19 protein-coding genes, 1 pseudogene and 1 CRISPR repeat array are annotated in these 20,253 nt (G+C 73.0%); of the genes and pseudogenes, 12 read left to right on the plus strand and 8 right to left on the minus strand.

Annotated features, from left to right (window positions below):
* Positions 1 to 71: 71 nt before the first annotated feature.
* Both cas1 and cas2 read left to right on the plus strand, forming a co-directional pair.
* Positions 72 to 632, plus strand: coding sequence for a CRISPR-associated endonuclease Cas1 (cas1, locus tag QA634_RS08730; protein ID WP_083784650.1), 561 nt, complete (start codon positions 72 to 74; stop codon positions 630 to 632).
* A gap of 31 nt (positions 633 to 663) precedes the next feature.
* Entirely contained in the window at positions 664 to 954 is a 291-nt protein-coding gene (gene cas2, locus QA634_RS08735) for a CRISPR-associated endonuclease Cas2 (protein ID WP_012331629.1), read from the plus strand.
* A gap of 181 nt (positions 955 to 1,135) precedes the next feature.
* A CRISPR array of direct repeats spans positions 1,136 to 1,493; the repeat unit is 31 nt; unit sequence ATCGCCCCCTCGCGGGGGCGCGGATTGAAAC.
* Positions 1,494 to 1,619: 126 nt separating this feature from the next.
* Here the strand turns inward: cas2 and QA634_RS08740 are convergent.
* Positions 1,620 to 2,510, minus strand: a complete 891-nt coding sequence (locus QA634_RS08740) for a LysR substrate-binding domain-containing protein (protein WP_012331630.1) — start codon at positions 2,508 to 2,510, stop codon at positions 1,620 to 1,622.
* A 278-nt stretch (positions 2,511 to 2,788) separates the two neighbouring features.
* Between QA634_RS08740 and QA634_RS08745 the strand changes: the two genes are divergently transcribed.
* The 7 genes and pseudogenes from QA634_RS08745 to QA634_RS08775 all read left to right on the plus strand — a co-directional run bounded on the left by QA634_RS08745 (position 2,789) and on the right by QA634_RS08775 (position 10,248).
* The gene (locus QA634_RS08745) at positions 2,789 to 3,796 is read left to right on the plus strand and encodes a TRAP transporter substrate-binding protein (RefSeq protein ID WP_012331631.1); all 1,008 of its coding nucleotides are present in this window, start codon (positions 2,789 to 2,791) and stop codon (positions 3,794 to 3,796) included.
* Between the two features lie 58 nt (positions 3,797 to 3,854).
* On the plus strand, positions 3,855 to 4,643 hold the full coding sequence (locus QA634_RS08750) for an SDR family NAD(P)-dependent oxidoreductase (RefSeq protein WP_012331632.1): 789 nt from the start codon (positions 3,855 to 3,857) through the stop codon (positions 4,641 to 4,643).
* Positions 4,640 to 5,920 (plus strand): ribulose-bisphosphate carboxylase large subunit family protein, encoded by a 1,281-nt coding sequence (locus QA634_RS08755; protein WP_018262003.1) that lies wholly within the window; start codon positions 4,640 to 4,642, stop codon positions 5,918 to 5,920. Before QA634_RS08750 ends, QA634_RS08755 begins: the two co-directional genes overlap by 4 nt.
* Positions 5,917 to 7,273, plus strand: a pseudogene (locus tag QA634_RS08760) (four-carbon acid sugar kinase family protein). The gene QA634_RS08755 and the pseudogene QA634_RS08760 overlap by 4 nt, the downstream one beginning before the upstream one ends.
* Before the next feature lie 110 nt (positions 7,274 to 7,383).
* Positions 7,384 to 8,211, plus strand: coding sequence for an SDR family NAD(P)-dependent oxidoreductase (locus QA634_RS08765; RefSeq protein ID WP_012331635.1), 828 nt, complete (start codon positions 7,384 to 7,386; stop codon positions 8,209 to 8,211).
* Positions 8,208 to 9,227 (plus strand): TRAP transporter substrate-binding protein, encoded by a 1,020-nt coding sequence (locus QA634_RS08770; RefSeq protein ID WP_012331636.1) that lies wholly within the window; start codon positions 8,208 to 8,210, stop codon positions 9,225 to 9,227. Before QA634_RS08765 ends, QA634_RS08770 begins: the two co-directional genes overlap by 4 nt.
* 166 nt (positions 9,228 to 9,393) lie before the next feature.
* Positions 9,394 to 10,248: an alpha/beta fold hydrolase gene (locus QA634_RS08775; RefSeq protein ID WP_043700987.1), complete on the plus strand. Its 855-nt coding sequence runs from the start codon at positions 9,394 to 9,396 to the stop codon at positions 10,246 to 10,248.
* Positions 10,249 to 10,251: 3 nt separating this feature from the next.
* Here the strand turns inward: QA634_RS08775 and QA634_RS08780 are convergent, their stop codons facing one another.
* Positions 10,252 to 11,127: a 3-keto-5-aminohexanoate cleavage protein gene (locus tag QA634_RS08780; protein ID WP_012331638.1), complete on the minus strand. Its 876-nt coding sequence runs from the start codon at positions 11,125 to 11,127 to the stop codon at positions 10,252 to 10,254.
* Positions 11,128 to 11,238: 111 nt separating this feature from the next.
* Between QA634_RS08780 and QA634_RS08785 the strand changes: the two genes are divergently transcribed.
* Complete coding sequence (locus QA634_RS08785) at positions 11,239 to 11,964, plus strand: alpha/beta fold hydrolase (RefSeq protein WP_012331639.1); 726 nt, start codon at positions 11,239 to 11,241, stop codon at positions 11,962 to 11,964.
* Positions 11,965 to 11,997: 33 nt separating this feature from the next.
* On the plus strand, positions 11,998 to 13,620 hold the full coding sequence (locus QA634_RS08790) for an ABC-F family ATP-binding cassette domain-containing protein (protein WP_012331640.1): 1,623 nt from the start codon (positions 11,998 to 12,000) through the stop codon (positions 13,618 to 13,620).
* Positions 13,621 to 13,795: 175 nt separating this feature from the next.
* Here the strand turns inward: QA634_RS08790 and QA634_RS08795 are convergent, their stop codons facing one another.
* The 5 genes from QA634_RS08795 to QA634_RS08815 all read right to left on the minus strand — a co-directional run bounded on the left by QA634_RS08795 (position 13,796) and on the right by QA634_RS08815 (position 17,861).
* Positions 13,796 to 14,383: a DUF2270 domain-containing protein gene (locus tag QA634_RS08795; RefSeq protein WP_018261997.1), complete on the minus strand. Its 588-nt coding sequence runs from the start codon at positions 14,381 to 14,383 to the stop codon at positions 13,796 to 13,798.
* 418 nt (positions 14,384 to 14,801) lie between these two features.
* Positions 14,802 to 15,605, minus strand: a complete 804-nt coding sequence (locus QA634_RS08800) for an amino acid ABC transporter ATP-binding protein (protein ID WP_012331642.1) — start codon at positions 15,603 to 15,605, stop codon at positions 14,802 to 14,804.
* Between the two features lie 74 nt (positions 15,606 to 15,679).
* Entirely contained in the window at positions 15,680 to 16,501 is an 822-nt protein-coding gene (locus QA634_RS08805; protein WP_012331643.1) for a transporter substrate-binding domain-containing protein, read from the minus strand.
* Positions 16,502 to 16,529: 28 nt separating this feature from the next.
* Positions 16,530 to 17,180 carry an amino acid ABC transporter permease gene (locus tag QA634_RS08810; RefSeq protein WP_012331644.1) on the minus strand — a complete coding sequence of 217 codons (651 nt, stop codon included), beginning with the start codon at positions 17,178 to 17,180 and terminating at the stop codon, positions 16,530 to 16,532.
* A gap of 9 nt (positions 17,181 to 17,189) precedes the next feature.
* Positions 17,190 to 17,861 (minus strand): amino acid ABC transporter permease, encoded by a 672-nt coding sequence (locus QA634_RS08815; protein WP_012331645.1) that lies wholly within the window; start codon positions 17,859 to 17,861, stop codon positions 17,190 to 17,192.
* A 257-nt stretch (positions 17,862 to 18,118) separates the two neighbouring features.
* Here QA634_RS08815 and QA634_RS08820 point away from each other — a divergent pair, with 257 nt between their 5' ends.
* The gene (locus QA634_RS08820) at positions 18,119 to 18,994 is read left to right on the plus strand and encodes a bifunctional helix-turn-helix transcriptional regulator/GNAT family N-acetyltransferase (protein ID WP_012331646.1); all 876 of its coding nucleotides are present in this window, start codon (positions 18,119 to 18,121) and stop codon (positions 18,992 to 18,994) included.
* A 186-nt stretch (positions 18,995 to 19,180) separates the two neighbouring features.
* Here the strand turns inward: QA634_RS08820 and QA634_RS08825 are convergent, their stop codons facing one another.
* Entirely contained in the window at positions 19,181 to 20,110 is a 930-nt protein-coding gene (locus QA634_RS08825) for a 50S ribosomal protein L11 methyltransferase (protein ID WP_012331647.1), read from the minus strand.
* Between the last annotated feature and the right edge of the window lie 143 nt (positions 20,111 to 20,253).

Here is a 20,253-nt window from a genome sequence, read left to right on the forward strand (position 1 = left end):
TTCTGCCGAGTCTGAGGCAGTTTGGCCTCGGGCACGGCTGATCGCGTGAGGGGGCGGTCGGCGTCGAGACCTTGTGCGGCCTCGAAGGGGAGGCCGCGCAGGTCTATGTCGGTGTGTTCGACACGCTGGTGAGGCGGGACGACCCGGCTTTTCGCGTCTCCGGCCGCTCGCGCCGGCCGCCGCTCGATCGGATGAACGCCCTCTTGTCCTTCCTCTATGCGCTGCTCGGGCACGATTGCCGTTCCGCGCTCGACGCGCACGGGCTCGACCCGCAGGTCGGGTTCCTGCATGCCGACCGCCCTGGTCGCGCGAGCCTCGCCCTCGATCTGATGGAGGAGCTGCGGCCGGTCCTCGCCGACCGACTGGCCCTCAGCCTCGTCAATCGCCGCCAGCTCGGGGCGGAGGATTTCCGCATCGAGGAGGCCGGCGGGGTGCGCCTCACCGACGATGCGCGGCGGACCGTCCTGGGAGCGTGGCAGGAGCGCAAGCGCGAGGACCTGCGCCATCCCTTCCTCGACGAGACGATGCCGCTCGGCCTCGTGGCCCAGATGCAGCCCCATGTGCAGGCCCAGCTTCTCGCCCGGCATCTGCGCGGCGACCTCGACGGCTACCCGGCCTTCGTCTGGCGATGAGCCCGGGCGCGGGCCGAAGGGGGAATGACGCGTGCTGATGCTCGTCACCGACGACGTGAACACCCAGACGCCGGCCGGGCGCACCCGGCTGCGCCGCGTGGCCCGTGCCTGTCTCGACGTGGGGCAGCGTGTGCAGAACTCGGTCTTCGCGTGCGAGGTCGACCCGGCCCAGTGGACGGCCCTGCGCGACCGCCTCGTCGGACTGATCGACCCGCAGCGCGATTCCCTGCGCTTCGACCGCCTCGGTGCCGAGGGGCGACGGCGCATCGCGCATGTCGGCGCCAAGCCCATCCTGGATCTCGACGGGCCGCTCGTCTTCTGAGGCGCGCGAACCGCAAGCGCCCAGGCGTCTCCCGGACGGTTCGCGCAGGACGTAACGCGCTGACCAACCAAGCCAATCAGGATCGTGCCCTCCACCCCGCGGGCCGCCGCACGCCGCTGTCCGGCCGGTTCGCGCGGACGGCCGGAATTGCGCTGATCCGGCCGTTGGTTAGAGTGGCGCCATCGCCCCCTCGCGGGGGCGCGGATTGAATCCGGGTTTTTGCCCCCAACCACCCCGACCTGTCGAATCGCCCCCTCGCGGGGGCGCGGATTGAAACGCCTGCTGCTACCCTCTCTGCGCCGAGGCCATCCATCGCCCCCTCGCGGGGGCGCGGATTGAAACATATGAACAACGGTTGGGCACTCAACAATGTCGACATCGCCCCCTCGCGGGGGCGCGGATTGAAACAAGGCGACCGTGCCCGCGATCATCGAGGTGCGGTGATCGCCCCCTCGCGGGGGCGTGGATTGAAACGCCGTCGGCGCCTGGTCGCTGCCCGGCGACACGCATCGCCCCCTCGCGGGGGCGCGGATTGAAACAACGGGCGCGCCCCGCGTTACCGGGCGCACGCCCATTGCCCCCCTGGCGGGGGCGCCAATGGACACGCTGCGGGAGGGGGATCATCCGGGGCGCGCATCACCGTCGCCCCGCCGCAGCCTCCGCCCTCAGCCCGGGCGATCCCCGTCCGGCCCCATCGCCCGCGCGATCCAGGCGACGAGGCAGCGCAGGTCCGCCCGCGCCTGCAGGTGCTCGGCGATCCACAGCTCCAGCCGATGGGGGCCGGGCGTGAAGCCGAAGGGCGCCGCGAGGTGGCCGGCCCGGATCTCGCTCTCGACCAGGAGGCGGGGCGCCAGCGCCAGGCCCAGGCCGCAGGCCGCCGCCTGAATCACCAGGTAGAAGTGGCCGTAGCTCTCCTGCGGCACGATGCCGAGATCCGGCCGGCCGATCGCCCGCCCCCACTCGGCCCAGGCCTGCGGCCGCGTCGCCGTCGCCAGGATCCGCGCCCGCGCCAGGTCGTCGGGCCCCGCGAGCCCGAGCCGCGCCGCGTAATCCGGGTGGCAGACCGGGCCGATCTCCTCCGCGATCAGCGGCCGCGCCCGCGCGGTCGCCGGCGGGCGGTACATGCTGGTGCGGATCGCCACGCTGATCCCGTCGCGGACGAAGTCGACCTCGCCGTAGCTGATGTTGAGGCGCAGCTCCACCGCCGGATGGGCCTGCTTGAAGGTCTCCAGCCGCGGGATCAGCCAGTACATCATGATGGTCGCCGAGCACGACAGGGTCAGCGGCCCGGGCTGCACGCGCGAGACGGCGAGCTGAATCTGGTCGAAGGCGTCCGCGAGGCTCGCCGCAAGCTGCGCGCCCTCTTGCGTCAGGGCCACCGCCCGCGGCAGCCGCTCCAGCAGCGGCAGGCCGAGCTGCGCCTCCAGCGCCTTGATGTGGCGGCTCACCGCCCCGTGCGTGACCCCGAGCTCCCCCGCCGCCGCGCTCATGCTGCCGAGCCGCGCCGTCACGTCGAAGGCCCGCAGCGCGTTGAGCGGAAGACGGGACAGCGGCATCGGCCCCTCCGGGTGGCCCGGCGCCGCGGGCGGCCGCGGCTGCTGTGAGATTTCTTCACGGATCGCGGCGCCGAAGTCGAGTGGCCGCGCGCGCTCCCGCGTGCCACCTTCCCTCTGAGAACACGATCAGGGTGGAAACGGGCGAGGGCGGCGGGACGCGGCGCAGCCGCGGCAGCGCCGCCCCGCGGCCCCGCGCGAGCCAGGCGGCGCGGCCGCCGGGCGGGATCCGCGCCGCCCCGGCCGCGTCCCGCCCCGCCCCCGACCCGGAGGTGAGACCCATGTCCCGCCTGACCCGCCGCACCCTCCTGCTCACCGGGGCGACGGCGCTCGCCGCGCCGCACGTCGCCTGGGCGGCCGAGCCCGAGTTCCGGCTGAAATTCGGCAACATCGTCTCGGGCGATCACCCGCTCAACCTCGCCATGGGCCGGGTGCGCGACCGGGTCGCGCAGGAATCCGACGGGCGGGTGCGGATCGAGCTCTTCCCCAAGAACCAGCTCGGCTCCGACGCCGACATGCTGAGCCAGCTGCGCTCGGGCGCCCTCGAACTCTTCGCCCAGACCGGGGTGCTGATGTCGACCCTGGTGCCGGTCGCCTCGATCAGCGGGATCGGCTTCGCCTTCCCGAGCTACGACAAGGTCTGGGAAGCCCTGGACGGCCCCCTCGGCCAGCACATCCGGGGCGCCTTCGCCAAGGCCAACCTCGTCTGCCTTGAAAAGTCCTACAATCACGGCTTCCGGCAGACCACCTCCTCGACCCGGCCGATCCGCACCCCCGACGACTTCAACGGCTTCAAGATCCGGGTGCCGCCCTCGCCGCTCTGGACCTCGATGTTCAAGGCCTTCGGGGCCGCCCCGGTCTCGATCCCCTGGGCCGAGACCTACTCGGCGATGCAGACGCGGATCGCGGACGGGCTGGAGCAGCCGCTGATCGGGCTCCTCGTCGACAAGATGTACGAGGTGCAGCGATCCTGCTCGCTCACCAACCACATGTGGGACGGGTTCTGGGTCCTGGCCAACCGCCGCGCCTGGGAGCGGCTGCCGCCCGACCTGCGCGAGATGCTGGAGCGCGCCATCAACCAGGAGGCCCTGGTGCAGCGCCGCGAGGTCGAGCACATGAACGCGACCCTGCAGGACAGGCTGCAGAGCCTGGGGCTGCAATTCCACACCGTCGCCAACGCCGATTTCCGGCAGCGGCTGGTCTCCTCCGGCTTCTACCAGGAATGGCAGAAGCGCTACGGCGACGAGGCGTGGTCGCTGCTCGAGGCGACGACCGGCAAGCTCGGGTGAGGCGCGTCCCCGGGCCGGCCCGCGCCACCTCCCCATCCCCCGCACTCGGACTGGGCACATGCGTCTGCAGGACAAAGTCGCGATCGTCTTCGGGGCCGGCTCGGCCGGCCCGGGCTGGGGCAACGGCAAGGCCGCGGCCGCCCTCTTCGCCCGCAACGGGGCCGAGGTGATCTGCGTCGACATCAACCGGGCAGCCGCCGAGGAGACGGCCGGGATCATCGCCGGCGAGGGCGGGCGGGCGCGCCCCGCCGCCTGCGACGTCACCGATTCCGCCGCCGTGAAGGCCGTGGTGGACGAGGTGGCCGCCCGCCACGGCCGCATCGACGTGCTGCACAACAATGTCGGCCACGCCACCATGGGCGGGCCGGTCGAGCTCGACGAGGCGGACTGGCAGCGCGCCCTCGACCTCAACGTCACCGGCTGCTTCCTCACCTGCAAGCACGTGCTGCCGCACATGCTGGCCCGGCGCGCGGGCGCCATCGTCAACGTCTCGTCGATCGCGGCGATCCGCTACACCGGCTACCCCTACGCCGCCTACTACGCCGCCAAGGCGGCCGTGAACAACTTCACCATGGGGCTCGCCCTGCAATACGCGCGGGACGGCATCCGGGCGAACGCGATCATGCCCGGCCTGATGAACACGCCGCTGATCTTCCAGCAGATCTCCGGCCAGTACCGGGACGCCGAGGAGATGGTGCGGGCGCGCGACGCCGCCTGCCCGATGGGCCGCATGGGCACGGCCTGGGACGTGGCCAAGGCCGCCCTGTTCCTCGCCTCCGACGACGCGGCCTACATCACGGGCGTCAGCCTGCCGGTCGATGGCGGCCTCTCCTGCCGGGCCGGATGAGCGCCGTGCAGCCCGTCCCCGCCCCGCCGGCCCGGATCGAGGCCGATTACCTGCTGGAGAGCGTCGTCGACCCGCGCCGGGCCGCCGAGATCATCGCGGGCGAGCAGTCGAGCGGCACCTTCGTGCCCGTCCCGGGCGAGACGCCCGAGCTGAAGGCGCGCGCCGCCGCCCGGATCGAGCGCCTCGACCTCCTCGACGAGGCCGTCGCCGCGCCCGCTCTGCCCTCCGCCGGCATCCCGGCCGGGGCGGCGGCCCGGCGCGCCCGCCTCACCCTGTCCTGGCCCCTCGACAATCTCGGCCCCTCGCTGCCGAACCTCCTCGCCACGGTGGCCGGCAACCTGTTCGAGCTGAAGCCGGTCACGGGCCTGCGCCTCCTCGACATCCGCCTTCCGGAGGCCTTCGCGCGGGCCTATCCGGGGCCGCGCTTCGGCGTCGCCGGCACCCGCCGCCTCGCCGGAATCGAGGGCCGGCCGCTCATCGGCACCATCATCAAGCCGAGCGTCGGCCTCGACCCGCAGCAGACCGCCGCCCTGGTCGCCAGCCTCTGCGCGGGGGGGATCGACTTCATCAAGGACGACGAATTGCAGGCCGACGGGCCGCACTGCCCCTTCGACGCGCGGGTGCGCGCCGTGATGCGGGAGGTGCGCGCCCACCGGGACCGCACGGGCCGGGCCGTGATGGTGGCCTTCAACCTCACCGGCGACCTCGACCAGATGCGCCGCCGGCACGACCTGCTCGTCGCGGAGGGCGCCACCTGCCTGATGGCGAGCCTCAACTCCGTCGGCCTCGTCGGCATGATCGAGCTCGGGCGCTTCAGCGCCCTGCCGATCCACGCCCACCGCAACGGCTGGGGCTACCTCTCGCGCCACCCGCTGCTCGGCTGGTCCTACGTGGCGTGGCAGAAGATCTGGCGCCTCGCCGGCGCCGACCACATGCACGTCAACGGCCTCGCCAACAAGTTCGCGGAGCCGGACGACAGCGTCGTCGCCTCGGCGCGCACCTGCCTGACGCCGCTCTTCCCCGACAAGCCCTGCCTCGCCATGCCGGTCTTCTCCTCCGGCCAGTCGGTGCGGCAGGCCCCCGGCACCTACCGGGCGCTCGGCGGGACCGACCTCATCGTCACGGCGGGCGGGGGCATCATGGCGCATCCGGGCGGGCCGGCGGCGGGCGTCGAAGCCCTGCGCGAGGCCTGGGAGGCGGCGGTGGCGGGCATCCCCCTCGACGCCTACGCGCGCGAGCGCCCGGCCCTGCGCGACGCGCTCGGGGCCGCCGCGTGAGCGCGCCCCTGCCGGACGGGCCCCTCGTCGCCTTCTACGGCGACGACCTCACCGGCTCCTCGGCCGCCATGGAGGTTCTGGCCTTCGCGGGGCTGGAGACGGTGCTGTTCCTGGCCCCGCCCGCCCCGGAGCGCCTCGCCGCCGTCTCCTCCGCCCGGGCGGTGGGCATCGCCGGCATGGCCCGGGCGGCGGCGCCGGCCTGGATGGACGAGCACCTGCCGCCGGTCTTCCGGCTCCTGGCCTCGCTCGGCGCGCCGGTCCTGCACTACAAGGTCTGCTCCACCTTCGATTCCGCCCCGCATGTCGGCTCGATCGGCCGCGCGGCCGAGATCGGCGCGCGGCTCCTCGCCCCGGCCTGGATCCCGATGGTCGTGGCCGATCCCGGCATGGGCCGCTACCAGTGCTTCGGCAACCTCTTCGCCATGGCGGGCGAGGACGGGCACCGCCTCGACCGCCACCCGACCATGGCGCGCCACCCGGTCACGCCCATGGACGAGGCGGATCTCGGCCGCCACCTCGCCCGCCAGACCGCGCTGCCGGTCGGCCTCGTCGACTTCGCGGCGACGAAGCGGGGGAGGGGGCGCGGCCCTCGCCCGGGCGCGGGCGGCGGGCGCCCGCATCGTCTCCCTCGACGTGCTCGACCCCGAGACGCTCGCCGCGGCCGGGCGCCTGATCTGGGAGGAGGGCGGCCGGCCGGTCTTCGGCATCGGCTCGCAGGGCTTCGAGGCGGCCCTGGTCGCCCATTGGCGGCGGGCCGGGCTGCTGCCGCCCGCGGCGCCCGCGCCGCGCCCGGGCGCGGTCGCGCGGATCGCCGCCGTCTCGGGCTCGGTCTCGCCGGTCACCCAGGGGCAGATCGCCTTCGCCCGCGCGCAGGGTTTCCGCGTGATCCCCCTCGACGCGGCCCGGGCCGTCGATCCGGCGGCCTTCGCGCGCGAGGTCGGGCGGGCGGCCGAGGCGGCCCTCGCGGCCCTCGGGGAGGGGAGCGACCCGCTCGTCACCACGGCCGAGGGCCCGGACGATCCCGCGGTGGCGCGCCTGCGCGAGGCCGTGCGCGCGGCGGGCGCCGCCCAGGAGGCGGTCGACGCGCGCCTCGGCGCCGGGCTCGGGGCGATCCTGAACCGGGTCCTGCGCGAGGGGCGGCTCGGCCGCGGGGTGATCGCCGGGGGCGACACGTCCGGGCGGGCCGCCGCGCAACTCGGCATCGACGCGCTCGCGGCGATCGCGCCGCTCGCGCCCGGCGCGCCGCTCTGCCGGGCCCTGGGCCCCGAGGGCGCGCCGGCGGGGCTCGAACTCGCCCTCAAGGGCGGCCAGGTCGGCCGCCCCGATTTCTTCGTGGCCGCCAAGGGTGGCTGAAACGCGCGGCTGAAACGCGCGGCTGAGACGCGCGCTGAGACGCGCGGCCGAGAGACCAGCGGACGATCCCGGCCGAGGGCAGGAGCGGCCGCGACACGGGGAGGGACGGGATGACCGGGAGACTGGCGGACAAGGTCGCGCTCGTCACGGGCGGCGCGCGGGGCATCGGGCTCGCGGTGGCGCGGGCCTTCGCGCGGGAGGGCGCCGCCCTCGTGATCGCCGACGTGAACCGCGCGGGCGCCGAGGCCGCCGCGGCCGGCCTCGCCGAGGCGGGCGGGCGCGCCATGGCGGTCGCGGTCGACGTGGCCGATCCGGCCTCCATCGCCGCGATGGTGGAGGCGATCCTCGCCCGGCACGGGCGCCTCGACATCCTGGTCAACAATGCCGGGGTCGGGGGCAACACGCCCTTCCTGGAGACGCGGCTGGAGGATTGGAACCGCATCATCGGCATCAACCTGACGGGCGCCTTCCTGGTGGCGCAGGCCTGCGCCCGGGAGATGGTCCGCGGCGGCGGCGGCAAGATCGTCAACATCGCCTCGCTGTCCGGCCAGCGCGGCGGCGACGGCCGGGCGGCCTACGGGGCGGCCAAGGCCGGGCTCGAACTCCTCACCAAGGTGATGGCGGTCGAACTCTCCGAGCACGGCATCAACGTCAACAACATCGCGCCCGGCGCGATCGAGACCGAGATGGCGCGGTTCGCCCACGACGCGGCGACCCGGGCGGCCTACGGCTACCTGATCCCGATGACCCGCTACGGCACGCCGGAGGAGATCGCCGACGCCGCGGTCTTCCTGTGCTCGGACGAGGCCCGCTACGTCCAGGGCCACACGCTCAACGTCGACGGCGGCTTCCGGGCGGCGGGCCTGATGTTCAAGCGCGCCGCGCCCCCCGCCGCCGGAGCGGCCCCGACGCTAACGACGAACGGAGGAACCCCATGACCACGAACCCGTCGCGGCGGCGCTTCGCCGCCCTCTGCGCCACGGCGGCGATCGGCGCGGCGCTGCCCCTGCGCTTCGCCCGCGCGGCCGAGTTCACGTTCAAGCTCGGCACCAACGTCCCGGAGGCGCACCCGCTCAACGTCCACGCCCGCAAGGCCGCGGCGGCGCTGCTGGAGGCCACCGGCGGCCGGGTCGAGCTGCAGCTCTTCCCCAACAACCAGCTCGGCGGCGATTCCGACATGTTCTCGCAGCTGCGCTCCGGCGCGCTCGAGTGCTTCACCCTCTCGGGCGTCAACGTGCTCTCGACGCTGATCCCGGCGGCGGCGATCTCCGGCGTGGGCTTCGCCTTCAAGGATTACCCGACGCTCTGGCGCGCCCTCGACGGCCGGCTCGGCGCGCACCTGCGCGGCCAGATCGCCAAGTCCGGCCTCGTGGTCATGGACGCGATCTGGGACAACGGCTTCCGGCAGGTGACGACCAGCGTCCGGCCGATCGTGACCCCGGCCGACCTCAAGGGCATCAAGATCCGGGTGCCGGTGAGCGCGCTCTGGACCTCGCTGTTCAAGTCGCTCGGCGCCTCGCCGACCGGCATCAACTTCGCGGAGGTGTATTCCGCGCTGCAGACCCGGATCGTGGACGGGCAGGAGAACCCGCCGGCGATCATCTCGGCGGCGAAGCTGTACGAGGTGCAGAAGTACTGCTCGCTCACCAACCACATGTGGGACGGCTGGTGGTTCCTGATGAACCGCCGGGCCTGGGCCCAGCTCAGCCCCGACCTGCAGGAGACCTTCGCGCGCGTGGTCAACGCGGCGGCGCTGGCGGAGCGCGAGGAGGTGGCGCGGCAGAACGAGGGTTTGAAGGCCGACCTCGCCGCCAAGGGGCTGATCTTCAACGAGGTCGACCCGGCGCCTTTCCGCGAGGCGCTGACCAAGTCCGGCTTCTACAAGGAGTGGAAGGCGAAGTTCGGGCCGGAGGCCTGGGCGATCCTGGAGGAGACGAGCGGGGAACTCGCCTGAGCGCCCGCCGCCGCCCGACCGAGCAGAATGGCATGGGGCCATTCTGCTCGGTCTCGCGGTGTCGCATCGTTTTTCGCCGACGCGGACCTTCGGTTCGCCGCCGAGCCGGTGACCCCTTCGGCACCGGCCGGTCCCGGCCGGCGGGAGGATGCTGAGGAGCCCGACCATGACAGCCATCGCGCGCCGCTTCGCCGACCTCGACGGCGTGAGCCTGCACTACCTCGACGCCGGGGCGGGGGACGCGGTCGTCCTCGTGCACGGCATCCCGCAGACCTCCCACGAGTGGCGCCACGTCATCCCGCGCCTCGCCGGGCGCTACCGGGTGATCGCCCCGGACCTGCGCGGCCTCGGCGATTCCTCGCGGCCCGCCACCGGCTACGACAAGAAGACCCTGGCGGGGGACCTCTGGCAGCTCGTGCGCGGCCATCTCGGCATCGAGCGCTTCTTCCTCGTCGGGCACGATTGGGGCGGGCCCGTCGCCTTCTCGCTCGCGGCCCAGCACCCGGAGGCGGTGCGCCGGCTCGCCATCCTCGACGTGGTCATCCCCGGCGACGGGGCGGATTTCTCGCAAGGGGGGCGGCGCTGGCACCACGCCTTCTTCCGCACCCTCGACCTGCCGGAGGCGCTCTGCGCCGGGCGCGAGCACCTCGTGCTGCGCTGGCTGTTCGACCATTACGGCCAACGCCCGACCAGCATCCCGGAGGCCGACCAGCAGGAATACCTGCGCACCTACACCCAATTCGGCGCCTTCCGGGCGATGCTGGCCTTCTACCGCGCCCTGCCGGTCGACGCGGAGGACAACCGGGAGATGCTCGCCCGCGCCGGCAAGCTGCGGATGCCGGTGCTGGCGCTCGGCGGCGAGGAGGGTTTCGGGCGCGGGAGCGAGTGCATCGCGTCCCTGCGGCGCGTCGCCGAGGACGTCCGCGGCGGCACCGTCCCGGCCTGCGGCCACTGGATCCCCGAGGAGCAGCCGGAGCGGCTCTGCGACGAACTCCTGCGCTTCTTCGGCGAGGAGCCCTGAGGCTCAGCGGCCCGCGCGCGCGCCCCGGACCTCCGCGGCCGTCGCGGGCCGCCCGCCCGCCCGGGCCACCAGCCCGGCCATCTCCTCGACCAGGGCCGGATTGCCGGTCTCGGTGCCGAAGGGCGCGTCCTCCAGCCCGACCCGGACGTGGCCGCCCCGCGCCACCGCCTCGGCCGCCAGCGGCCTGACGTCGACCCCGAGGCCCGCCACCATCCAGGGGCTGCCCGGCGCCGCGGAGGCGAGGAGGCGCAGGTAGGCGTCGAGGGCGTACTCCGCGGGCGGGAAGCCGAAGGTGAAGCGGTCCGAGAACATGAAGCGGTAGACGGGCGGCGGGCAGCCCGGCACCGCCCGCGCCAGGATCGCGCCGAGGCGCAGGAAGCCCGGCTCGTAGATCGCGTAGCTCGGGACGGCGCCGAACCGCGCCGCGAGCGCGAGGCCCCGCAGCACGTGCTCGCCCGGATTGAGATAGACCGAGCCCGGCTCCCCGCGCGCCGCCTCCTCGGCCGTGGCGAGGTGGGTCGAGCCCGGATCGACCACGCCCCATTCGAGCAGCCCGCGCCGGCCGAGCGCCTCGACGGCCGCGAAGCGCGCCTCCAGCGCCCCGGGGCGGAAGGCCTCCGCCGACTGGATGAAGGGCAGGGTCGGGTAGACGATCACGTCCTCGACCGCGCGGATGCCCTCGATGATGGCGGCGTAGACCTCCGGATCGTCGTTCTGCCGCCCCGTCGCCGGGTCGTAGGCGTGGACGTGGATGATGGCGGCGCCCGCCCGCGCGCAGGCGACGCCGTCCGCCACGCATTCCGCCACGGTGAGCGGCATCCGCGGCTGGCGGGCCCGCGTCCAGGGCCCGTTCAGGGCGGCCTCGATCCAGACCGGCATGCGCGTCTCCTCCCGTGTCGCCGCACGCTCCTGTTGTGCGCCGGCGCGCGCCGCGGGGGAAGCGGCCTCGCCCGCTTGCCTGCGGCGGGGCGCCCGTGGGATGGCACCCGGATGATCGACCTCGTGCTCCTGCCGGGCCTGCTCAACGACGCCGACCTCTGGCGCGACCAGGTCGAGGCCCTCTCCGACATCGCCCGCATCCGGGTCGGCGACATCACCCGCGGGGACACGATCGAGGCCGTGGCCGATCAGGTGCTGGCCGAGGCGCCGCAAGCCTTCGCGCTCGCGGGCTTCTCCCTGGGCGGCATCGTGGCGCAGGAGATCCTGCGGCGCGCCGCCGCGCGGGTGACGCGGCTCGCCCTGCTCGACACGACGATCGCGCCCGACGGGCCCGAGCGGGCCGCGAGCCGCCGGGCGCTCGACCGGGCCGCGCGGGTGCCCGGCCGCTTCCACGGCTTCGGCGACCGGCTGCTCGCCACCTACCTGCACCCCTCGCATCGCGGCGACGCGGAGATCGTCGGGCGGATCCGGGCCATGACGGAGCGCCTCGGCCCCGAGATCTTCCGGCGCCAGAACGGCCTCGAGCGCCGGGACGGGTCCGCGCTGCTGCGCGGCTGGCGCAAGCCCCTCCTGATCCTCTGCGGCGAGGCCGACGCCGTGACCCCGCTCGCCGACCACCGCGCCATGGCGGCCCTGGCGCCGGGAGCGCGGCTCGTGGTCGTGCCGGAGAGCGGCCACCTGACGCCGATCGAGCAGCCCGGGGCGGTCTCGCGGGCCCTGCGCGACTGGCTCGCCGAGGCGGGGGCGCCCCTTCCCGGCCCGCCCGCCATCGCGTAAGGGGCCGCAGCGCCTCCCGCCCCCTCCAGGTCCATGATTCGCCTCGACAAGATCAGCAAGCAGAACGGCCGCCAGCTCCTCTTCATCGAGGCCTCGGCCGCGCTCCAGCGCGGCGAGAAGGTCGGCCTCGTCGGGCCGAACGGGGCCGGCAAGACGACCCTGTTCCGGATGATGACCGGCGAGGAGCAGCCCGACGAGGGTCAAGTCTCGATCGATCGGGGCATCACCATCGGGTATTTCAGCCAGGACGTGGGCGAGATGGCCGGCCGCAGCACCGTCGCCGAGGTGATGGCCGGCGCCGGACCGGTGAGCGCGGTCGCGGCCGAGCTCAAGGAGCTGGAATCGGCCCTCGCCGATCCCGACAGGGCGGACGAACTCGACGCGCTCGTGGCCCGCTACGGCGAGGTGCAGGCGCGGTTCGAGGAGCTCGACGGCTACGCGCTGGAGGGCCGGGCGCAGGAGGTGCTGGCGGGCCTGAGCTTCAGCCAGGAGATGATGGACGGGGATGTCGGCGCCCTCTCGGGCGGCTGGAAGATGCGCGTCGCGCTCGCCCGCATCCTGCTGATGAACCCCGACGTGATGCTGCTCGACGAGCCGAGCAACCACCTCGACCTGGAGAGCCTGATCTGGCTCGAAGCCTTCCTGAAGGCCTACGAGGGCGCCCTGATGCTGACCTCGCACGACCGCGCCTTCATGAACCGGGTCGTCGGCAAGATCGTCGAGATCGACGGCGGCGCGCTCACCACCTACACGGGCGATTACGAGTTTTACGAGCAGCAGCGGGCGCAGAACGAGGCCCAGCAGCAGGCGCAGTTCGAGCGCCAGCAGGCGATGCTCGCCAAGGAGATCAAGTTCATCGAGCGCTTCAAGGCGCGCGCCTCGCACGCCGCCCAGGTGCAGAGCCGGGTCAAGAAGCTCGACAAGATCGAGCGGGTGGAGCCGCCGCGGCGGCGCCAGAGCGTGGTGTTCGAGTTCGCCCCCGCCCCCCGCTCCGGCGACGACGTCGCCAGCCTGAGGAACGTGCACAAGCGCTACGGGCGGCGCACCCTCTACGAGGGGTTCGACTTCGCCGTGCGGCGCAGGGAGCGCTGGTGCGTGCTCGGGATCAACGGGGCCGGCAAGTCGACGCTGCTCAAGCTCGTCACCGGGACGACGGCGCCCGACGACGGCACGGTGGCGCTCGGGGCCGGGGTGAAGCTCGGCTACTTCGCCCAGCACGCCATGGACCTGCTCGACGGCGAGCAGACCATCTTCCGGTTCCTGGAAGATTCCTTCCCCCAGGCCGGCCAGGGCTCGCTGCGGGCGCTGGCCGGCTGCTTCGGCTTCTCGGGCGACGACGTGGAGAAGCGCTGCCGGGTGCTGTCGGGCGGCGAGAAGGCCCGGCTGGTGATGGCCCGGATGCTGTTCGACCCGCCGAACTTCCTGGTCCTCGACGAGCCGACCAACCACCTCGACATCGCCACCAAGGAGATGCTGATCGCGGCCCTGTCCGTCTACGAGGGCACGATGCTGTTCGTCTCGCACGACCGGCACTTCCTGGCCGCCCTGTCGAACCGGGTGCTGGAACTGACGCCCGAGGGGGTGCAGCAATATCCGGGCGGCTACACCGAGTACGTGGCGAAGACCGGCCAGGAGGCGCCGGGCCTGCGGCACTAGTCAGACCCCGATCAGCTTGACCATGGGAGTGGCTGCTGAGGCTGGCTTCCAGCCCTCCGTGATCAATCGCCCGAATGACGGCAATGGGAACGGGGTCAGGACATCAAGTCTTCGGCAATCCTCGTGAACCGGCAGTCCAGACGGACACCGGGAGGGGCCGCTCCGGGTCGAGGCGTCACACGTGAACGGATCCGTCCCCCTCTTCCCGCCCGCCGGCCCGCAGAATGACGGCCAACAATCCCCCATAGAAAGCCGTGACGGCGCAGAGCACCAGCCAGCCCGGCAGCGGGCCGATGCCGGCATTCGCAACAATCTCTCCTGCGGATCCGATCAGTTCGCCACGGCCGGATTCCTGGAGCCGCGCCGAGGAGATCTTCAGCAGCCAGGCCAGGAGCAGGATGAGGAACATCCAGCCGTAATTGCGCCGGAGGCGTCGCCTGAAGGCCTCGGTCATCGTGAGGTGGAAGACGGGATGGCGCAGGTCCATGCTGAGCGCTTCGGCCCAGTCGTCCGGCGGATCAGGCCGGGATGCGAAGACCTCGGCGTAGAAGTGGCGTTCGAGCCGGCGCACGCGCCGACGAAACACGTCGAAGAAGCGGTAGCGACGCGCTTCGATGCCGAGCAGGAGCAGCACGAGCAGCATGGCGAAGAGGAGCACGCCGTGGTGGGCCGTGGGTGTCGAGAGGGAGACCGACAGCATGGCAGCGATCACCGTGATGGCCCAGTTCGTCGTGCGGTCGATCCGATCGCGCCAGCCAGCCATCCGGCTGATCTCGGCGCGGTGGAAGTGCGCGAGAACAGTGAGCACTTCAGCGGGTGTCTTCGGGAGAGGAACCGGCACTGCGGTGTCTCTGTCGACCTGTTCGTTCCGCAAGAGTGCGCTCACACCTTCGTCAGAAGCAATGGCGCGGGTCGCCCCGGCAACAGCTTGGCCGTTCGCGTGAGAGCCCCGCACGGCGGATCCCGGGAAATTGTTCACGAAACCAAGCGCCTGGAAAACCCTCGCGATCGGACAGTCCCGACACGGGCTGCGACGGGCCGCCCAGGGTCGCAAGCGGCCCCCCGCATCGTCATGCTGATCGGATTTCGACCCTGAGCAGAAGTGCATGGTGCAATTCTGCTCAGACTCCTTCTCGCATCACTTTTGCCGCCGAACCGGTGACCATTGCGGCGAATGATGCTTAGGCGGGCGCCGCCGTCCCCCCGGCCGGGTGCAGGATCTGGCTCAGGAAGCGCTGCGTGCGCGGGTTCTGCGGGCGCAGGAAGAACGCCTCCGGCGGGGCCTGCTCGACGATCTCGCCCTGGTCCATGAACACGACCCGGTCGGCGACCCGGCGGGCGAAGCCCATCTCGTGCGTCACCACCAGCATGGTCATGCCGCTCTCCGCGAGCTCGACCATCACGTCCAGCACCTCGTTGACCATCTCGGGGTCGAGGGCGGAGGTCGGCTCGTCGAACAGCATGATCTTCGGGTTCATGCAGAGCGAGCGCGCGATCGCCACCCGCTGCTGCTGCCCGCCCGAGAGATGGATCGGGTACTTGTCCGCCTGATCGGGGATGTGGACCCGCGCCAGGTAGGTGCGGGCGAGGGCCTCGGCCTCGGCGCGCCCCAGGCCCCGCACCTTCATGGGCGCGAGCGTGCAATTCTCCAGGGCCGTGAGGTGGGGAAACAGGTTGAAGCGCTGGAAGACCATGCCGATCTCGCGGCGCACGACGTCGAGGCCCGGCAGGTTCGGGCCGAGCCGCACCCCGTCCACGGTGATCTCGCCCGCCTGATGCGCTTCGAGCTGGTTGAGGCAGCGGATCAGGGTCGATTTGCCCGAGCCCGAGGGGCCGCAGATCACGATCCGCTCGGCCCGGCGCACCGTCAGGTCGATGCCGCGCAGCACCTGCACGGCGCCGTACCATTTGTCGACGCCGCGCATCGTGATGACGACCTCGCCGAGGGCGTGCGGCTGGGGGGCGGTCGGATCGCTCTGCGTCATGGGCCGGGACTTCGAGGGAGGGGCGGGATCCCGGGCGAGCGGGACCCCGCGCCGGGAGGAGGCCGGCGGCGGCCTCAGAATTGCGGCATCGGCGGCAGGGTGCCGAGCGGGCGCCCGAACCAGCGCTGGTTGATCGCCGACAATTCGCCGTTGCCGGCGATCTCCGCGATGAAGGCGTTAGCGCGGTCGCGCAGGGCCGTATCGGCCTTGCGGAAGGCCATGCCGTTCGCCTGCTCGCGCAGGTTGAACTTCGGCTCGATGCCGAGGCTCGCGTAATCCTTGGTCAGCTGGGCCAGCACGGTGTTGCTGGCGCCGATCGACTGCACCTGCCCGGAGATGATCGCCTGCGTGGTGGTGGCGTCGTCGTCGAAGCGCATGATGCGGGTGCCGGGCGGGGCGACGGCCGAGACCGCGGTGTCCTGGGTGCTGGCCCGGGCGACCCCGATCGTCACGCCCTTGAGGTCCTCCGGCTTCGACACCGCCAGCGATTTCGGCCCGAGCACGTAGGTGCTGAGCGTGCTGTAGGGGTTGGAGAACAGCACCTGCTTCGACCGCTCGGCCGTGATGCCGAAGGTCGCGATCAGCATGTCGACCTTGTTGGTGAGGAGGTAGGGGATGCGGTTCGGCCCCGTCACCGGCACGAGGTCGAGCTCCACCCCGAGCGACTTGGCGAAGAGCCGCGCCACGTCGACGTCGTAGCCCGCCGGCTTCTGGTCGGCATCGGTGCCGCCGAAGGGGGGGTAGTCGGTGAGGACCCCGACCACGAGCTTGCCGCGCGCCTTGATCTCGTCGGGCGTCGCCGCCTCCGCCGGGCGGAGCCCCGGCGCCAGCGCGAGGGCGAGGCCGGCGGCGAGCGCGAGGGCGGCGCGGCGGCTCGGCCGATGGGATGCGGTCATGGGCTTCCTCCTGTGGGGGTGGCGCGCCTCAGCGGCTCGCCACCGCGAGCTTCCGCTCGATCCGCCGGCTATAGGCCGAGAGGGGCCAGCAGATCACGAAATAGACGAGCGCCACCAGGCCGAAGAGCGTGAAGGGCCGGAAGGTGGCGTTGTTGATGACCTGGGCGGCGCGGGTGATCTCCACGAAGCCGATGATCGAGGCGAGCGAGGTCGCCTTGATCAGCTGCACCAGGAAGCCGATGGTCGGGGCCACCGCGATGCGGACCGCCTGCGGCACGATCACCAGGGCGGTCCGGTTCCAGTAGCCGAGGCCGAGCGCGGTGGCGGCCTGCCACTGGCCGCGCGGCACCGTCTCGATGGCGCCGCGCCAGATCTCGCCCAGGAAGGCGCTGGCGTGCAGCGACAGGCCGAGCGCCGCCGCGCCCCAGGGATCGATCGAGAGCCCGAAGATCCCCGGCACGAAGAAGGCCAGGAAGAGCTGCATCAGGAGCGGCGTGCCCTGGAAGAGCTTGATGTAGGCGAAGGCGAGGGCGCGCAGCGCGCGGATCTCGCCCGTGCGGGCGAGCGCCACCGCCGCCCCGCCGAGCGCCCCGCCCAGGAAGGCGATCAGGGAGAGCGCCAGCGTCCAGCGCAGGGCCGCCAGGATGAACAGGATGTCGCCTTGGCTCAGGCTCCGCATCGGCGCCTCCTACCGCGCGCTCGGCTTGCGCAGGAAGGCCCGCTCGATCCCGGCGAACAGGCCCCACAGCACCACCGAGAGCGCGAAATAGATCCCCGTCACCACGAGGTAGACCTCGAAGCTGCGGAAGTTGCGGGACTGGATGTCGCCCGCCGCCGCGGTCAGCTCGCTCGCGGCGATCGCCGAGCAGACGCTCGAATTCAGCATCAGGAGGATGAACTGGCTGGTCAGCGACGGGTAGATCGCCTGGATGGCCGGCTTCAGCACCACGTAGCGGAAGATCTGCAGCGGCCGCAGGCCGAGCGTGCGGCCGGCCTCGATCTGGCCGTGGTCGATGCTCTCGATCCCGGCCCGGATGATCTCGATGCCGTAGGCCCCGACATTGACCACGAGGGCGAGGAGCGCGGCGCTGTCCGGGTCGAGCCGCAGGCCGAGCGAGGGCAGGCCGAAGAAGATCACGAAGATCTGGATCAGGAACGGCGTGTTGCGGATGACCTCGATGTAGGCGCCGATCAGCCCGCTCAGCCAGGCCGGCCCGGAGGTGCGGCCGAGTGCCCCGAGCACCGCCACCGCCATGCCGATCACCATCGCGAGCCCCGACAGGACGAGGGTGTGGAGGGCGCCCCAGGCGAGCTCCGGCCAGGAGGCGAAGACCTCGCCGAACTCGAATTCGTAGCTCATGCGGGCCGGGCGGCCGGGCGTCGCGAGACCCGGGCGCGGCGCGCCGCCGCGCCGGGGCGCCCTCCATCCGGGGACCTGTCCGTCCGCATGCCCGCCTCCTCCGTGCCGGTGCCCGGGCGGTGCTGGGCCCGGGCCTCCTTCCGGCCTAAGCGACTTGGCGCAAACCGGTGCGATCGGCAATCGCGCATCCGCCGGGAATCGCGCCCGTCCCCCGCCAACCGTTGACGCCGCGGGATATCTGACTAAAGTCAGATATCATGACGACCGACGCCATCGCCCGCTTGCGCCGCTTCAGCCGGGCGGTGACCGCCGAGGTGGGGGCGCTCGACGATTCGTTCCTCGGGCGGGGCCGGCCCCTCGGCGCCGCCCGGGTGCTCAACGCGATCGGGCACGGGCAGACCGATCTCGGCGGCCTGCGGGAGGATCTGCGGCTCGATTCCGGCCTGATGAGCCGGCTGCTGCGCGGCCTGGAGGAGGAGGGGCTGGTCTCCACCTCGCCCCACCCGGCCGATGCGCGCCGCCGGGTCGTCGCCCTGACGCGGGCGGGCCGCCGCGAGTTCGAGGCCTACGAGGCGCTCTCCGACGCGCAGGCCGCCGCCATCCTCGGGCGCGCGCCCGATCCGGAGCCGCTGCTCGCCGCCATGGACCTCATCGCCTCGGTCCTCGGCCGCGACCGGATCCGCATCGAGGAGGCCGACCCGCGCGGCGCGGCGGCGCGCCGCTGCCTGGAGGCCTACTACGCCGAACTCGCCCGCCGCTTCGCGCGGGGCTTCGACGTGGCGCTCTCGCGCGATCCGGACGCGCAGGACATGACCCGCCCGCGCGGCGCCTTCCTGGTCGCGCTGTCGGACGGGCTGCCCCTCGGCTGCGTCGGCCTGAAGGGGAGCGGGGGCGCGCTGGCGGAGATCAAGCGGCTCTGGGTGTCGCCGGCCGCCCGCGGCCTCGGCCTCGGCCGGCGCCTCATGGCGGCAGCCGAGGAGGCCGCCCGCGACCTCTCGATCCGCACCCTGCGCCTCGACACCCACAGCGCGCTGCCGGAGGCGCTGGCGCTCTACCGCGGGACCGGCTGGGTCGAGATCGGGCGGTTCAACGACGACCCCTATCCCGATCACTTCTTCGAGAAGAGCTTGTGATCCGACATCCGACGGAGTGCTTCGCCATGCGGATGGCGGCGTCGCTCACGCGCCGCGCGGGCTTGGCATTTTGGCTTCGCTCAAGCGCCGCGCGGGCTAATCAGACGCTGTCCGGACGTGATCGGCCGGACAGCGGATGAACCGAGGGCGGCGGGCAGCTGCGGCGGGATTGCTCGGCCGCGCGGGTCAGCGCCGGCCCGCGCGGGGCCGGGGCGCGGCGCCGCCGCGCCGCAATTCCAGGGTGGCCCAGCCCTCGATCATCCGCCGGCGGCGCAGCCGGAAGCCCTGGGCCGCGTAGGCCGCGAGCACGCCCGGAACGTCGCGCGCGATCAGGCCCGAGAGGACCAGGGTGCCCCCGGGCGCCACCACCCGGGTCAGGGAGGGGGCGAGGCGGGTGAGCGGCCGCGCCAGGATGTTGGCGAAGACAAGGTCGAAGCGGCGCGGCCGGTTCGCCCTCGCGTCGCGCACGCCCGGCCCCTCGTAGAGGGTGAGGAAGGGCGTGAGCCCGTTCAGGGCCGCGTTGCTGCGGGCCGTCGCGACCGCCTCCGGGTCGAGGTCGCCCGCCACCACGCGGGCGCGCAGCAGGCGCGCCGCCGCGAGGGCGAGGATGCCCGTCCCGGTGCCCACATCGAGGATGCGGCGCGGCCGGCCGTGCCGGAGCCGGTCGACCAGGGCGAGCAGGCAGCCCAACGTCGTGCCGTGATGGCCGGTGCCGAAGGCGAGCGCCGCCTCGATCTCGATCGCCGCGTCGTTCGGGTGCACCCGCGCGCGGTCGTGCGCGCCGTGCACCAGCACCCGGCCGGCCCGCACGGGCTTGAGCCCCTCCAGGGAGGCCCGCACCCAATCCTGCTGGTCGATCGCCGCGAAGACCGCCCGGTCGGCCGCGTCCCCGACCAGCGGCCGGATCAGCTCGCGCACCGCCTCCTCGTCCGGCTCCTCCGAGAAATAGGCTTCGAGGCGCCACGTGACGCCGTCCTCCGCCTCGAAGGCCGCGACCGCGGTCTCGGTCGGGTCGAAGACCTCCCCGAGGAGGTCGGTCATGGCGCGCGCGCCGCGCTCGCTGGTGTCGAGGCGCAGCACGTGGGTCGGGCGGTGGGGCGGGAGGCCTTCGAGCATGCGCGGGATCTACCACCCGGGGCGCCGCCCCGCCACCGGCCGCCGGTCGCGTGCGCGGCGTCACCGCGCCGTCACGCCGCGCCGGCACAAATGGCGGGAACCGCGGCAGGAACGCCGCGTTCTTGCCGCGCCGGCCGCAGAAG

The sequence above is a fragment of the Methylobacterium sp. CB376 genome, from assembly GCF_029714205.1.
GTDB lineage: Bacteria > Pseudomonadota > Alphaproteobacteria > Rhizobiales > Beijerinckiaceae > Methylobacterium.